The sequence below is a fragment of the Tellurirhabdus bombi genome (genome assembly GCF_021484805.1).
GTDB lineage: Bacteria > Bacteroidota > Bacteroidia > Cytophagales > Spirosomataceae > Tellurirhabdus > Tellurirhabdus bombi.
Map to the genome: position 1 here is coordinate 3,068,802 of NZ_CP090557.1, position 14,155 is coordinate 3,082,956.

Sequence of the window (14,155 nt, forward strand, 5' to 3'; positions counted from 1 at the left end):
CCAATCGGGTTTATGAATAGTTACAACAAGTTTATACCAGGGCCACTTCGGTAACCGTTGCTTCGAGCAACAAGGTAAGTTCCTGTCCGTCGGAGATAGCTCCAATTTCATTTTTTCTCAACGCCGTCAGCGTCATTGCAGCATTTGCGCCCGTTGGTTCACTGGTATATTCTGTGCAAACAACAGGACGTTGGTAGCCATTGACTTTGGTAATCACGCGTTCGATGGCTGGGCTATTCTCATGGTGGTGGAAACTAACAACATCGGAATAGAACAGCGACATTGTGTTTAACAAGTCAAATTGCTCGGTATAATTCCAGGTTCCAACTGTCAACGGCTGCGAAGGCCGCACGGACCAGGCCCATTCGAAGGCCCGCTTGAGCAGCGGCACCGACTCGTTGAAGAGTGCCGAGTTGCCAGGTTCATTGTACAAATCCCACATCAGCACCCGCTCATCGTTGGCGAAATGGGACAGAATATCAACAACGTACGATTCTAGTTGCGAATAGGCCGAAAGGTTACCAACTTCTTCCTGACCGGGTGATTGTACCACACCCCGTGTGCCGGTCGATTTGGTAAAGTCATTCAAAAGGACAAAAACAGTCTTTATCTCGTGGCTGGCTGCAAGGGCAAGATAGGTTTCCATCCGGTTTTTCAAGCCTTCCGGGTCGTACTGCCAGGCGAGGTTATGCAGAAAAACACGCATGGTGTTAAACCCGAGACTACGGGCAAAGCCTAGTTCCTGATCAATCGTGTCCTGATTGAAGGTCTGGTCTTGCCACATGTCGAACTGATTAGCGGCATTACTGGGAATAAAATTGCAACCCGTTAGCAATGGTTGGGAAGCAAACCAGTCGTATGCCTGCTCTTCTGACCACTGGCCAGCGATTTGATTGGAGAGACCAGCCTGAAAACGGTAGGTCTGCAACGAAGAAAATATATTGCGGTTCATCTCGTATTCTACGTCTGTTACTGATTGGATTCAAATGTAGAAGTTAGGTTTAATTTATACTAGATAGGATCTTGGCGGCATCCACATTTTAACGGACATTTAATTGATCTAGAGCGTCTAAGCTTCGTTTTGTACAACTTTTCTTCATTCAGTGCAAAAGGCTGGCAGTACTGCGATTGTATTGAAAATATTAGCAGGTATACATGTGATTAATTATACGGGCTATGAGAATGATCCTGTTTTAACTATGTGGCCTTCCTTGCTGGAAACAACCAAAACAGGATTGTTACTAAGTAGTCGAAGATGATAACTTTTGTCTGATAATTAAGGCTATAAAATCCATTTGAAAAAAGTGAAATATGACTTTTTTGGGTAAGCCTTCCGCTTGAAAATTAGTAATTATAAGATTATGAAGTATTTATCCAAAGAATACGTATATACGTAAGAAAAGGAATAAAATAAAAGAAGTAGCAATTGATATATGAAGGAAAAAAACGATGAAAAATAGCCTGTTTATTTTTCAAAACGGATTTGAAATTTCCTAAGACGTAGCACCCTTCAAAAAGTAACGCTCTCTGGGTAACTTTTTTTGAGAATTATTTTTTCGCCTTCAACGATGTCAAACGGGGGAGAATAAAAACAATTAAATTTTATAAATGCAACATTGTTGCATTTATAAAAAGAGTCTTATCTTTGCAGAGCTAACCAGTTAATTTTATTGCATATGAAATGGATTCCCCTCGGGCAAAAAGCAGACTACTTTGGTATAACAGGGTCGGTACTTTGTATTATCCATTGCTTACTTACGCCTATACTCGCCATGAGTTCAACCTTCATCCGGCATGACGCACTTTGGGCCGGTTACCTCAGCATGGATTATGTCTTTATAGGGATCAATGTACTCGCTGTTTTCTCAGCCACGCGGCACGAGACTACAAAAGGAATCAAAATTGCGCTTTGGAGCTTCCTGAGCCTTTTTGCCACTGCGTTGCTGCTGGAAGAAGTCAACGAAATTTTTGAGTACGTGGCCTACGCAGCCTCTGTCGGACTGGTCGTTAGTCATCTGCGTAATATTCGCTATTGCCGGCTTCATCATACTGCCCGCACCCGTACTGCTGTAAGCTAGCTTCGGAAAAGAAAGCAAACAGACTATACTTTTTGTGTACATTGTTTGCAACATAGTTGCATGATTCGTATTTTTCTGCTTATATCTGGAAAATCTGAAAAGAATCAACTCTATGAAACGTCTTCTGTTCCTAGTGCTTCCACTTACTATATGGAATTTGTCCTGTTCAACCGGTGAAAAAAAAGACCCAGCCCTGGAAGAGGCCGCTAAGTACCACAATGAGGCAACAGAAATTCAAGCCGTAGTTGAACCCCAGATCGAGCGAATCGACTCGCTGAAAACGCTTTTGACCCAGCGTACAGAACCCGCCGCTAAAGCTACAGTTGCGTCGCTGGATAGTCTAAAAAAAGCATTTGAAGATTGGGAAGGTAATTTGGTCGAAGTGCCGGGAATGCCCCATAAACACAGCCATGACCACGGAGATCACGAGCATCATCACCATGCGGATGCCACGTTAAAAGATTTGCCCGCCGATCAGATGCGTGATTTGCAGCGGGAAATTCTAACCAATATCAAAGAAATTCAAAAGCAAACGGAAGCTACTCTGAAAAGAGCTTCAACACTTTTATAATGAACACAACCACTGAGGATTACGAGATTATTATTGTTGGCGGGAGCTTCGCTGGCCTGAGCGCGGCTCTGGTGCTGGGGCGCTCGCTGCGCCAGGTTTTGGTGCTGGACAGTGGCCAGCCAGCCAACCGACAAACCCCGCATTCGCATGGTTTTTTGACCCGCGACGGCGACAAGCCCACTGATTTGCTGGCCATTGCGCGGGAGCAGGCTTTAGCGTACCCAACCGTTCGTTTGCTAACTGCCCAAGCGACAACGGCGAGCGGCGAAGCAGGGAATTTTGTGGTGACTACCGACAAAGGAGACACTTTTGGGGCAAAACGGCTTTTACTGGCCACGGGTTTAACGGAAGTAATGCCTGCTCTTCCCGGCTTTGCGGAATGCTGGGGAATTTCCATTCTGCATTGTCCGTATTGCCACGGGTATGAAGTGAAAGACGAGGCCGTAGGCATCCTGGCAAACGGAGACAAGGGGTTTGACATGATGAAGCTTATTCAGCACTGGAGTCCGAACCTGACGCTCTTTACCAACGGGCCATCTACCCTAACGCCCGAACAGACGGCTAAACTGAAAGAGCACGGACTAAACTTGGTTGAGACACCCGTCATTGCCATACAGCATAATGAGGAGCGAATGACCAACTTGTTGCTGTCTGACCAGACAAAACATGCTTTAGGGGCTATGTATGCTCACCCGCACCTGAATCAAAAATCGGATTTAGCCCAGCAATTAAGTTGTGAACACGACGATCTGGGCTTTGTAAAAATCGACGAATTCGGCAGAACCAACGTAGAAGGCGTGTATGCGGCAGGTGATACACAAACCATGCAACGTCAGGTACTGGTAGCAGCCGCCAACGGGCTGAAAGCGGCTACTACAATTAACAGAGAACTTATTTGGGCAGAATTTTAACAGGGAGGCAAGAAGCAGCGCTTTATGATTTTGCTGCTTCTTGCTGTAACTTCCCTTCTTTTTGCTCCCGTTCCGTGAGGGCCTCGCAGTATTGTCTGTTTTGTTTCTCAAAGACTTTCATCAGAACCATAAAGTAAGCCATCAGCAAGGGACCGATAACTAGACCAAGAATGCCAAAAATCGGTACGCCAAGCACAATACCTGTCAGAGTGACAAAGGGATGCACATCGCCCATCCGCTTCGCCAGGGCAATCCGCAGGAGATTATCGATATTAACAATAACCACTACCCCAACGACCAGAATACCAACTCCACTACCAGTAGAACCCTGAGAGATCATAATAAGGCCTGCGGGACCCCAAACAAGGGGCGTCCCTAAAACGGGTATAAAGGCCATGAAAAAGGCCACCGTACCCCAGAAAGCAGCGTCAGGAACGCCAAAAATCCAGAGCGTTAAGCCTGTCAATACGGCTTGTACCAAAGACACCAGCGCCTGGCCCAGGACGTTGGCATTAACCATGTTTTTAAGATCTTCACCCAACTCGTCAATTGTTTCCCGGCGGAAGGGCAGGTATTTACGAAAGCCGCGCAGGAAAGCCTCTTCTTCCATGAACATAAAATACAGCGCGACATACAGCAAGCCCAGAATAATCACCAGATCGAGCGTGCCACTAAGAACCATTGGAAATTGCTTGCTGGCGAAAGAGGCTCCCTGACTAACAACGGATTTGATGTTATCCTGACTGGTCAATTGAAGTCCCGTTGCCTTTTCCAGCTTATCGATCAATTGCAAGATCTGTTCGGAATTTTTACTGTAAAACTGAATTCGGTCAACCAGCAGCAGGCTGAGCGATAGAAAAGGCAGGATAATTACGATCAGCGAAAAGAGCATGAGCAGAACCGTGATGAGTCGTCGGTTGAGCTTTCGTTTGTGAACCAGATTATTAAACCACGGTCTAAAGACAACGTATAAAATGCCAGCGCCCAGAAAGGCACTAATGTATTGCCGTAAGCCAAGAAGAATAAATCCAGCAATGACGATCAGGCTGGTAATGAGCAAGATGCGCTGTTGACGGGGGGTGTAAATATTAGCCATGATAAGTCAGATGAAAATTAGTTGAGCGATCGCTCCCCCTATAAACTCATCTGGCTTATCAGATTGTTTTTTTTTGATTCATTAACATTCAGTAGCACTGAGCGCTAGGCCCGCCTCGGATGTCTCTTTGTATTTAGTGGACATATCCCGACCCGTTGCTTTCATCACTTTGATGACGGCATCCAGCGAAATTTTCTGGTGAGCAGGCGTCCCCGCCGTGGCCAGTAAGAAGGCATTATACGCTTTAACGGCACCCATCGCGTTGCGCTCGATACACGGAATCTGAACGTAGCCGCCAATGGGATCGCAGGTCATGCCGAGGTGGTGTTCAATGCATATTTCAGCCGCCGACTCAACCGCGTCAATCGGCTTGCCCGCGCAGTAGGTAAGGAAGGCCGCGCCCATGGCGGCAGCGGTTCCAATTTCGCCCATACAACCCATTTCGGCCCCCGATATGCTGGCATTGTGTTTCACCAGAAAGCCCACCGCAGCGGCGGCCAGCATGCCTTTTCGGAGTGTTTCTTTATCGTAATGAAAGTGTTTTTTAGCGAGAAAAGTCAGACCGGGAATGACGCCGGAAGCCCCCGAAGTAGGGGCGGTGACGACGATGCCTCCCGCCGCGTTTTCTTCTGAAGCAGCCAGGCAATACGCATTTAAAAAGATCAGAAAACTATCCGACGATTGGGACAGGCCACAGGCTTGTTTATACAGAACGGGCGCTTTTCGATGCAGCCGAATCGAGCCGGGTAGAATGCCTTTGTGTCGCAGGCCTCGTTTTACAGCCTTGTGCATAAAGTCCAGAATCTGGTCAATGCGCAGGTTAATTTCTTTCCGTGACCGGCCTGTAAGCGCCATTTCGTTGGCAATTAGTACGTCTTCCAGGGGCAACTTGCTGGCAGTCAGGTGCGATCGCAACTCTTTCATGGTGCGGTAAGGGTAAGGCAGGTCCACCGAAACCGGACCAGCTTCGGGTTCCCCTTTCCGAATGACAAAACCACCCCCAATGGAATAATATTCTTCTTCCGCCAGAATTTCCCCATTGGCTTCCAATTTCAAAACCATGGTATTGGCATACGGCGATTCGTAGCGTTTGCGCTCGAAATGCAGGCTGTTGTTATTAATGTCAATTGACCGGGAGCCGACCTGAATCGGATAATTAATGGCGGGATCTTTCAGCAAGGCGAGCAACTCTTCCGGGTCGGTCGTTTCGGGTTGCCAGCCCAGCAGGCCCGCCACAATCGCCCGGTCGGTGCCGTGACCTTTGCCGGTGGCACTGAGGGAGCCGTATAAATAAATGCCAATCGCCGTGGCTTTTTGTTGAATAGCTTCGGGAAGTTGTTGCAGGCGTTGCAGAAAGTCAAAGGCCGCTTTCATGGGGCCAATCGTGTGGGAGCTCGACGGCCCGGGACCAACTTTAAACAAATCGAAAACCGAGGTGGTAATCGGGGAAGTATTCATATTTTTAGAAAATTTCTGACGAAGTAAGGCTAAAAGTTACTGATAAATTCCTTTTGGATAATAGGTTGTACCTACTAAGCTTGCCCTTATTCCTTAACCAAATGAAATATGCAATAATTCCAGTGGTTGTTGTGGCGCTGGCCGGACTCGTATCCACGCAAATTGTTCCCGGCGAATCGCCACCTTCCCGCGAATGGCCTGAATACTTGGGCGGCCCCGACCGGAACCACTATTCGCCACTGGATCAGATCAATATAACCAACGTTAGTCAGTTAAAGGTAGCTTGGGAATACCATAGCCGCGATTCGGGGCAAGTGCAATGCAATCCCATTATTGTTGGAGGACTGCTCTACGGCGTAACAGCTACGAGCCAGCTTTTTGCCCTGAACGCAGCCACTGGCCAGGAAAAGTGGCGCTATACCGAAAAGGGAGCGGGTGGCCTGAACACCAACCGGGGCGTGACCTATTGGGCAGATGGCGACGATAAACGCATTTTGGTGGCAATCGGTCCCTGGTTGTATGCTATCAACGCCTTGACCGGACAGCCCATTCCGACCTTTGGCGACGGCGGCCGCGTGAGCTTGAAGGCGGGCCTAGGGCCAACCGCTCAGGATAAAATGGCTATTTCCAACACACCAGGAACGCTTTTTGGCGACTTAATCATCATGCCGCTGCGGCTGTCCGAAGGAGCTGATGCAGCACCAGGCAATATTCAGGCGTTTAACGTTCGGACGGGAAAATTGGCGTGGTCTTTTCGGACCATCCCGCATCCCGGTGAATATGGCTATACGACCTGGCCGAAAGAGGTTTACAAAAACACGGAAGTCGGCGGAGCCAACAACTGGGCGGGGATGGCCGTAGATCGACGGCGGGGGATCGTCTACGTGCCGACCGGGTCGGCGGCGTTCGACTTTTACGGCGGAAATCGGAAAGGACAGAATCTGTTTGCTAACTGTCTACTGGCGCTGGATGCCCGGACGGGAAAGCGGCTCTGGCATTTTCAGGCGGTGCACCACGACATTTGGGACCGGGATTTTCCGGCACCACCAAACCTGATTACAGTTACTCAAAAGGATCCCGATGGGCGGCCACGGCGCATCGATGCCGTAGCGCAGGTTACCAAAACGGGGCATGTGTTTGTCTTCGACCGCGTAACGGGAAAGCCGCTGTTTCCCATCGACGAAAAGCCATTCCCAAAATCAGATTTGCCGGAGGAAATCACCTGGCCCACGCAACCCATTCCCCGAAAGCCCCTTCCCTTTGCGCGTCAAACCATCACGGAAGCCGATTTGAATCCGTATTCAGAAGCGAAAGATTCGTTGCTGGCCACGTATCGGCGGGCGCGCAAGGGCCTGTTCCAGCCGCTCGGGAAAGTGCCGACATTGGTGTATCCGGGGCTGGATGGCGGCGCGGAATGGGGCGGTGCGGCGGTCGATCCCGAGGGAATTATGTACGTTAATGCCAACGAAACGGCCTGGCTGCTGAGTCTGGGCGATACGCCCAAAGCCGATGAACTGGCGCATTTGAGTCCTGGACAGCGGGTTTATACGCTTACCTGCGCTTCCTGTCATGGACCGGAGCGGAGGGGCAATCCGGCCAGTGGTTTTCCGTCGCTGGTGGACATTGGTCAACGTCGGGATCGAGATTATGTGGCTAAAGTAATCACGACGGGAAAAGGCATGATGCCCAGCTTTGCCAGCCTGTCCGCCGCTGAAAAACAGGCCTTGATTTCTTTTTTATTCGGGGAAGAAAAGCAGGAAATGGTGGCCGCCGCAACGGCTAAAAAGCCTTCTCTGCCTTACAAATTCAATGGCTATACCAAATTTCTGGACAGCAAAGGCCAGCCCGGTATTCGCCCACCCTGGGGAACCCTGACGGCCATCGACCTTAATACGGGCAATCATCGCTGGCAGATTCCGCTGGGGGAAGTCAAAGAGCTGACTGCCAAGGGAATTGCGCCAACCGGAACGGAAAACTACGGAGGGCCGGTCATTACGGCGGGTAGTCTGTTATTCATTGCTGCCACCAAAGACGGCATGTTCCGGGCTTTCGATAAAAAGACCGGCAAGCTGCTTTGGCAGGCCGAACTGCCCGCGTCGGGGTTTGCCACCCCAAGTACGTACGAGGTGGCCGGAAAACAGTACGTGGTAATTGCCTGCGGAGGCACCAAACTAGGAACAAAAAAAGGCGACAGCTACGTCGCCTTTGCACTTCCGTGATACAAGAATTTGCGTGAGAAGTGGGGTAATCAACGGTTACTCCACCACAATTTCATCCATCGCGATAGCCGTCGGTTTGCCCGCACGGGGAAGGCCAGCCGGGGCTGGTCCCGCGTTTTTCGCCCTCAGACGAACGTAACGCGCCCGAGCCGTTTTGAAATCGGCAACGGCGGGTAAAATGCCCCATTCGCCTTCCAGGTTGTATTTCACGGGCTGCGAAATGGCTTCCTTGTACGTCGCGCCATCCTGCGACAAACCAATCTCTACCGTCGAAGGTGGAAAGTCATTGTACGGAATGCGCTTCAGAAAATTAGCCGATACTTTCGTGACGGACCGAACTTCGCCGAGATCAATGACCACTTCCAGGTCTTCGCCTGTTACGCTCACCCATTCCGCCTTGTTGCGGGGACTTTGCGCTACCTGTCCGTCGGTGAGCCGCTTCCGTTCGGGATCGGTCGCGTCGGCCAGCGTTCCGGTGTAGGTGTACGGTTTGCCTTTTGCACGGTGGATAAAGAAGGTTTCTTCAAACTTGGTACCCGCCGTGGTGATGGCCTTGATGGTGGTCGTTTTCTTGAGTGCGATGGGCGAAATGTACTCGGTAGAAGACGTAGAAGGATCTTTCCCGTTGAGCGTGTAGAAAATTTTGCTGTCGGAATCCTGTTTTTCCAGTCGCACTTGCATTTGTCCTTCGTCCGTAAACTGCGTCACGGCGCGTACGTCCAGAAAACGTTTGGAGTACTTGACGTTCAGGAAAGAGAGGCGTTTGAGGTGCTCTTTCAGCCGAACGGCGAAATCTTCAAAGTTGCGGGGGCCTTGGGGAATCCAGCCAATTTCGGCCAGGGCCGTCGCGCGTGGGAAAGCCATGTACTCAACCTGCTCAGGCGTACGCATGTACTCCGTCCACACATTGCCCTGTACGCCCAGAATGTATTTTTGCTGCTCCGGCGACAGTTCAGCGGGGGTAGGTTCGTAGCTGTATACTTTTTCGAGCGGCAGGTAACCGCCAGCAGCCAGTGGCTCTTGGGCCGGATTGGCCTGGTAGTAGTCGAGGTAGCAGTAATCCGAAGGAGTCATGATCACGTTGTGCTTCTGTTTGGCGGCTTCGATGCCGCCCGACGTACCCCGCCAGCTCATAACCGTTGTTGTCGGAGCCGGGCCGCCGCCTTCCAGAATTTCATCCCAGCCGATGACGGCTTTTCCTTTAGACACGACGAATTTCTCGATGCGCCGGATGAAGTAGCTTTGTAGTTCGTTTTCATTTTTTAGCCCTAATTTTTTAATTAGTGACTGGCAAAAGGGGCTTTTTTTCCAGGCTTCTTTAGGACATTCGTCGCCGCCAATGTGGATGTATTTACCGGGAAATAAGGCCATTACTTCGGTCAGGACATTCTGCAAAAACGTAAACGTCGGTTCTGTTGGACAGAAGACATCCTCGAAAATACCCCAGCGCGTGGCTACGTCGTACTTTTTGGCCGGATCGCAGGACAATTCGGGGTAGGCTGCCAGCGCCGCCAGCGCGTGGCCGGGCAGTTCAATTTCTGGAATGATGGTTACGTGCCGGGCAGCGGCGTAGCGAACCACGTCCCGAATTTGCTCCTGGGTATAAAAACCACCGTATTCGATTCCGTCGAATTTGGCCGGGTAATTCTCCGCATTGTGTCCCAGCACCGTTTCGCGGCGTTTCGAGCCAATTTGCGTGAGTTTAGGGTATTTTTTGATTTCGATCCGCCAGCCCTGGTCTTCGGTCAAGTGCCAGTGAAACGTGTTCATTTTGTGCAGCGCAATCAGATCAATGTATTTCTTGATGAACGAAACCGGCATGAAATGACGACCCACGTCCAGATGGAGGCCTCGGTAGGCATAGCGGGGACGGTCGAGGATATCGCAGGCGGGCATCGACCACGAAACGTTCTCTACTTTTTTAGGGCTAAACGCTTCGGTGGGTAACAATTGCAAGAGCGTCTGTACCGCGTAAAAAAAACCTTTAGGCGCTTCGGCTTCTACCACCACGCTGTTCGGCGAGACTTTCAGCAGGTAGCCTTCAGGACCGCATTTCCCGCCTTTGTGGGGATTAAAAAAAATATGTTTTCCCTTGGCTAAAGCCGGGGTAAGAGACGCTACCGACAAGGGCAAACCGCTGGCTGTTTTCAACTGAGTGGCCAACAATTGAGCGGCGGCCTGCGCTCCGGCATTTTTCGGTGCCACAACCAGACGGGTTGTCGTGGTTAAGGCAAAGCGCCCATCCTTACCATTGAATCGGGCCGGGAAAGGAAGAAGATTATACGTGTTATCCGACTGGGCAAAAAGGGAAATGGAAAGGCAAAAACAAAGAAAAAAAAGGATAGACCGTTTCATGAATCTCGCTTCAGGGACTGGGTAATGACGATAAAGGTAAACGCTAATTTCGTTAAATGGGCGCATAACAATCAACGTCCTAGTTTAAGGTTACGTCATATAGTTGACCAAATTGTAGGAAAAATTAGGCGGAGAAAGGAAAAAACGAAACCTGCGCGCTTTTATAGGTGATCGCTGCCATGTTTAGCCGAGTATCGTCAAGCTAGCCCCAACCCTAAAGAAGTAATGAACAAATTCGCTGCCTTTTGCCTTAGCTTGCTCTTCTTTCTAAGTGGGGCTTTTGTTTTTGCCGAGACAATCTATGTTTCGCCCACCGGCAATGACGCCAATCCGGGAACCTTAAAAAAGCCCCTGGCTTCGTTGCAGGGCGCGCGCGATAAAGTGCGTTCGCTGCGACAAGGAAATACCAAGGCAAAAGCAATGAAAGTAGTGGTGCTAGGAGGCGATTATTTCATGACGGAACCGTTGCGGCTAAGCGCGGAGGACGGTGGCACGGCTGAAGCTCCCATTGTTTATACTGCCCGGAAAGGCGACCACCCGGTTTTTTACGGGGGCTTTCCAATCAGTGAATTTGAAAAAGTGAATGATAGCCTTTGGAAAGCGTCGGTGCCGGGCGGGCAGACCTTTGAGCAATTGTTTGTCAATGGGCAGCGGGCGATTCGAGCGCAATATCCAAATCAGGGCTTCTATCAGCCAAAAGCCATTTCCGAAACAGCTATTCGACAGGGTGAAGGACGAGTGGCCGACTCGGCTACCCAAAAGATTAGTTTGCATCCAGAGCAGGTATCTTTGCTGGCTAAACTGTCCCGAAAAGAGATTGATGAGGCTGTTTTTACGTTTTACCATAATTGGGATAACACCCGAAAAAGACCTCTTCGTTTTAGCGTCCAGGATTCGGCTGTTTACATCACTGGCCACGGAATGAAGCCCTGGAACAAGCTAACACCCAACACCCTTTTCACGATTGAAAACGTGAAATCCGCCTTGGACGCGCCTGGCGAGTGGTATCTGGACAAGGCAGGTGTTTTGTTTTATCATCCCCGGCCCGGCGAATCGCTGGCGAATGTAAGCTGCTTTGCGCCGTATCTTGAGCAATTTCTAATTATCCAGGGAACAGAGAGCCAACGCGTTGAAAACCTGATTTTCGAGAATCTTTCCTTCCAGATTTCGGGCTATAGCATGCCGCCTACCGGCAATGAACCCATGCAGGCCGCCGCTGCCATTGAGGCGACGATTATGGTTGATTACGCCAGTCAAATTCAGTTTGTGAACTGCGAAATTGCGCATACTGGTTCCAATGGAATCTGGTTTAGAAACGCCTGTTCGGAGGGGAAAGTGGAACACTGCTACCTACACGATCTAGGAGCGGGGGCGGTGAAAATCGGCCCGATTCAAGCGCCTAAACAAGAGGTTAACCTGACGAAAAACATCACGGTGAACAACAATATTTTCCACTCGGGAGGGCATGTCCTTCCCTGCGCCGTAGCCTTAATTATTTTCAATGCGAGTGATAACATATTGACCCATAATGACATTGGTGACTTTCGGTATTCAGGAATCTCAGTAGGGTGGGTATGGGGGTATGGCTCCAGCCCGACTAAGCGGAATAAAATTGAGTTCAACCACATACACCATCTGGGGTGGGGTGTTCTGAGCGATATGGGCGGTGTTTATACGCTGGGCTTATCAGAGGGTACTTCCGTGAGCAATAACCTGATTCATCATATTTATTCGTATACCTACGGTGGCTGGGGACTTTACACGGACGAGGGATCGACGGGGATTACAATGGAAAATAATCTGGTTTATGCCTGTAAAAGCTCCGGATTTCACCAGCATTACGGCAAAAACAACGTGATTCGTAATAACATTTTTGCCAACCAGCTTCGGGCTCAATTGGAAGCAACGCGGGTAGAAGACCACAACTCGTTTACCTTTACGAATAACATTATTTATTACGGCAAAGGTTTTTTGGTGGGCAATCGCTGGGATAAGGTCAATTTTACAGCGGATTATAATTGTTACTGGAATACCAGCGGTTTGACCAATAAAGTGGCAAAAATGTCGTTCGAGGAATGGCAAGCGAGTGGAAAAGATAAAAACTCCGTGATCGCGGATCCAACGTTTGTGGATCCGGCCCATTTTGATTTTCAACCTAAAAATCACTCCGTCTTGAAAGCTATAAATTTCAAGCCGTTCAACTACGAGAAGGCGGGGGTCTACGGAAACCGCGACTGGAAAGACAAAGCTCTTTTTGATCCGGTTCTCGCGCAAAAATTTGACCAAACCGTGGCAGAACTGGAAGAAAAAGCGGCTAAGTGAGCCGCCTTAACTAATTAATCCGGGTACTGTGTTCGAGTGCATAATCGTTCCCTGATCGACCCAGATGATATAGGCTTTGCCGCCCGCCCGTTCGATGGCTTCGGCAACCACCTCTGGATTTTCGGGAGCGTAGGCGAACATACAGCCACCACCGCCGGAACCGTTGATTTTGCCGCCGTAGGCACCAGCCCGGAGCGCTTCGTCGATCATGCGGTCAATTTTAGGCGTAGAAACCAGCTTGGCATCCCGAAGGCTGGTCTGGTGGGTGTTAAGCAGATTGCCCAAGGAATGGTGATCGATGCGCCCTTGCCGGAACATGGCCAGCGCCTCCCGCAGAACATCCCGGTCGGAGAGGTTGCCTTTGAAGAGCGAAAACTCCGCCTGGGTTAGCAAATGCTGATACGTATCTGCCGCATTCTGGGGAAACGTGTGGAGCGAAAAGGAAGGGTCGAACTGGCTGATCTTATTCATGGCCTGCAACATGCCCAGTTTGACGTGTTTTAGAACCCCGATGGTATCTTTCGGTTCGAGCGAGTCGCCCAATACGAAAGCCCCTAGCTTCGGCTGAAACGTTTCGACATGGATAGTAGGTTTCGATTCCAGATAAATAACACCGCCTACCGCCGTTGCGTAGTGGTCCATCATGCCGCCTGGCTCACCAAATTCCAGAACTTCAGCTTTATAGGCCAGCTCCGCCAGCCTTTTGGGTGTCAGTTCCTGAGGCTCATCGGCCAATTGCGCTAAAACATTCAGCCAGGTAATTAGCAACGCCGACGAGCTGGAAGTCCCGGCATTGATTGGAATATTTCCGCTTACCTCGCCTTTAATCCCATTTGAAAAGCGGAACCCTTCCCGAAAAAGTACATTGATTGCACTGCGAAAATAGTCGCGCTCGTGTTGGTAAGGCAGGGGGAGAGGCGTCAGCGGAAAGCGTTCTTTGGCGTCAATATCCGGTAAAAGCAGCCGTACTTCGGGCGTTGTAATTGGCTCGGCAACAATCGAAATGCGACGCGATATCGCAGCGGCAATAACCGGCAGACCCAGGTAATCCTGATGTTCACCAAAAAGGCAGATGCGGCCAGGCGTGGAAATCGATACCGGGAAATGAGGCGAAAAGGTGGAATTCATTGGTTTCATTTTTAGCG

10 protein-coding genes are annotated in these 14,155 nt (G+C 50.0%); 5 read left to right on the forward strand and 5 right to left on the reverse strand.

From position 1 onward, the window contains the following. Positions 1 to 31: 31 nt before the first annotated feature. Positions 32 to 952 (reverse strand): glycoside hydrolase 5 family protein, encoded by a 921-nt coding sequence (locus tag L0Y31_RS13075; protein ID WP_234733516.1) that lies wholly within the window; start codon positions 950 to 952, stop codon positions 32 to 34. 724 nt (positions 953 to 1,676) lie between these two features. Between L0Y31_RS13075 and L0Y31_RS13080 the strand changes: the two genes are divergently transcribed. From L0Y31_RS13080 to L0Y31_RS13090, 3 genes are all read left to right on the forward strand, one after another. Then, a complete protein-coding gene (locus L0Y31_RS13080) occupies positions 1,677 to 2,078 on the forward strand; it encodes a MerC domain-containing protein (protein WP_234733517.1) in 402 nt (133 codons plus the stop codon). A gap of 112 nt (positions 2,079 to 2,190) precedes the next feature. Continuing rightward, on the forward strand, positions 2,191 to 2,649 hold the full coding sequence (locus tag L0Y31_RS13085) for a hypothetical protein (protein ID WP_234733518.1): 459 nt from the start codon (positions 2,191 to 2,193) through the stop codon (positions 2,647 to 2,649). After that, positions 2,649 to 3,560, forward strand: coding sequence for an NAD(P)/FAD-dependent oxidoreductase (locus L0Y31_RS13090; protein WP_234733519.1), 912 nt, complete (start codon positions 2,649 to 2,651; stop codon positions 3,558 to 3,560). Before L0Y31_RS13085 ends, L0Y31_RS13090 begins: the two co-directional genes overlap by 1 nt. A 22-nt stretch (positions 3,561 to 3,582) precedes the next feature. On the opposite strand, the gene L0Y31_RS13095 is transcribed toward L0Y31_RS13090, so the two are convergent. Together L0Y31_RS13095 and L0Y31_RS13100 are read right to left on the reverse strand one after the other, a co-directional pair. Beyond that, entirely contained in the window at positions 3,583 to 4,656 is a 1,074-nt protein-coding gene (locus L0Y31_RS13095; RefSeq protein ID WP_234733520.1) for an AI-2E family transporter, read from the reverse strand. A gap of 81 nt (positions 4,657 to 4,737) precedes the next feature. After that, positions 4,738 to 6,114, reverse strand: a complete 1,377-nt coding sequence (locus L0Y31_RS13100) for an L-serine ammonia-lyase (RefSeq protein ID WP_234733521.1) — start codon at positions 6,112 to 6,114, stop codon at positions 4,738 to 4,740. 101 nt (positions 6,115 to 6,215) lie between these two features. Here L0Y31_RS13100 and L0Y31_RS13105 point away from each other — a divergent pair, with 101 nt between their 5' ends. Next, positions 6,216 to 8,333, forward strand: coding sequence for an outer membrane protein assembly factor BamB family protein (locus tag L0Y31_RS13105; RefSeq protein ID WP_234733522.1), 2,118 nt, complete (start codon positions 6,216 to 6,218; stop codon positions 8,331 to 8,333). A gap of 36 nt (positions 8,334 to 8,369) precedes the next feature. On the opposite strand, the gene L0Y31_RS13110 is transcribed toward L0Y31_RS13105, so the two are convergent. Then, entirely contained in the window at positions 8,370 to 10,688 is a 2,319-nt protein-coding gene (locus tag L0Y31_RS13110) for a glycoside hydrolase family 20 protein (protein ID WP_234733523.1), read from the reverse strand. A 225-nt stretch (positions 10,689 to 10,913) separates the two neighbouring features. Between L0Y31_RS13110 and L0Y31_RS13115 the strand changes: the two genes are divergently transcribed. Beyond that, complete coding sequence (locus L0Y31_RS13115) at positions 10,914 to 13,010, forward strand: right-handed parallel beta-helix repeat-containing protein (protein ID WP_234733524.1); 2,097 nt, start codon at positions 10,914 to 10,916, stop codon at positions 13,008 to 13,010. Positions 13,011 to 13,016: 6 nt separating this feature from the next. Here the strand turns inward: L0Y31_RS13115 and L0Y31_RS13120 are convergent, their stop codons facing one another. Further along, positions 13,017 to 14,138, reverse strand: a complete 1,122-nt coding sequence (locus L0Y31_RS13120; RefSeq protein ID WP_234733525.1) for a mevalonate kinase family protein — start codon at positions 14,136 to 14,138, stop codon at positions 13,017 to 13,019. Positions 14,139 to 14,155: the final 17 nt, after the last annotated feature.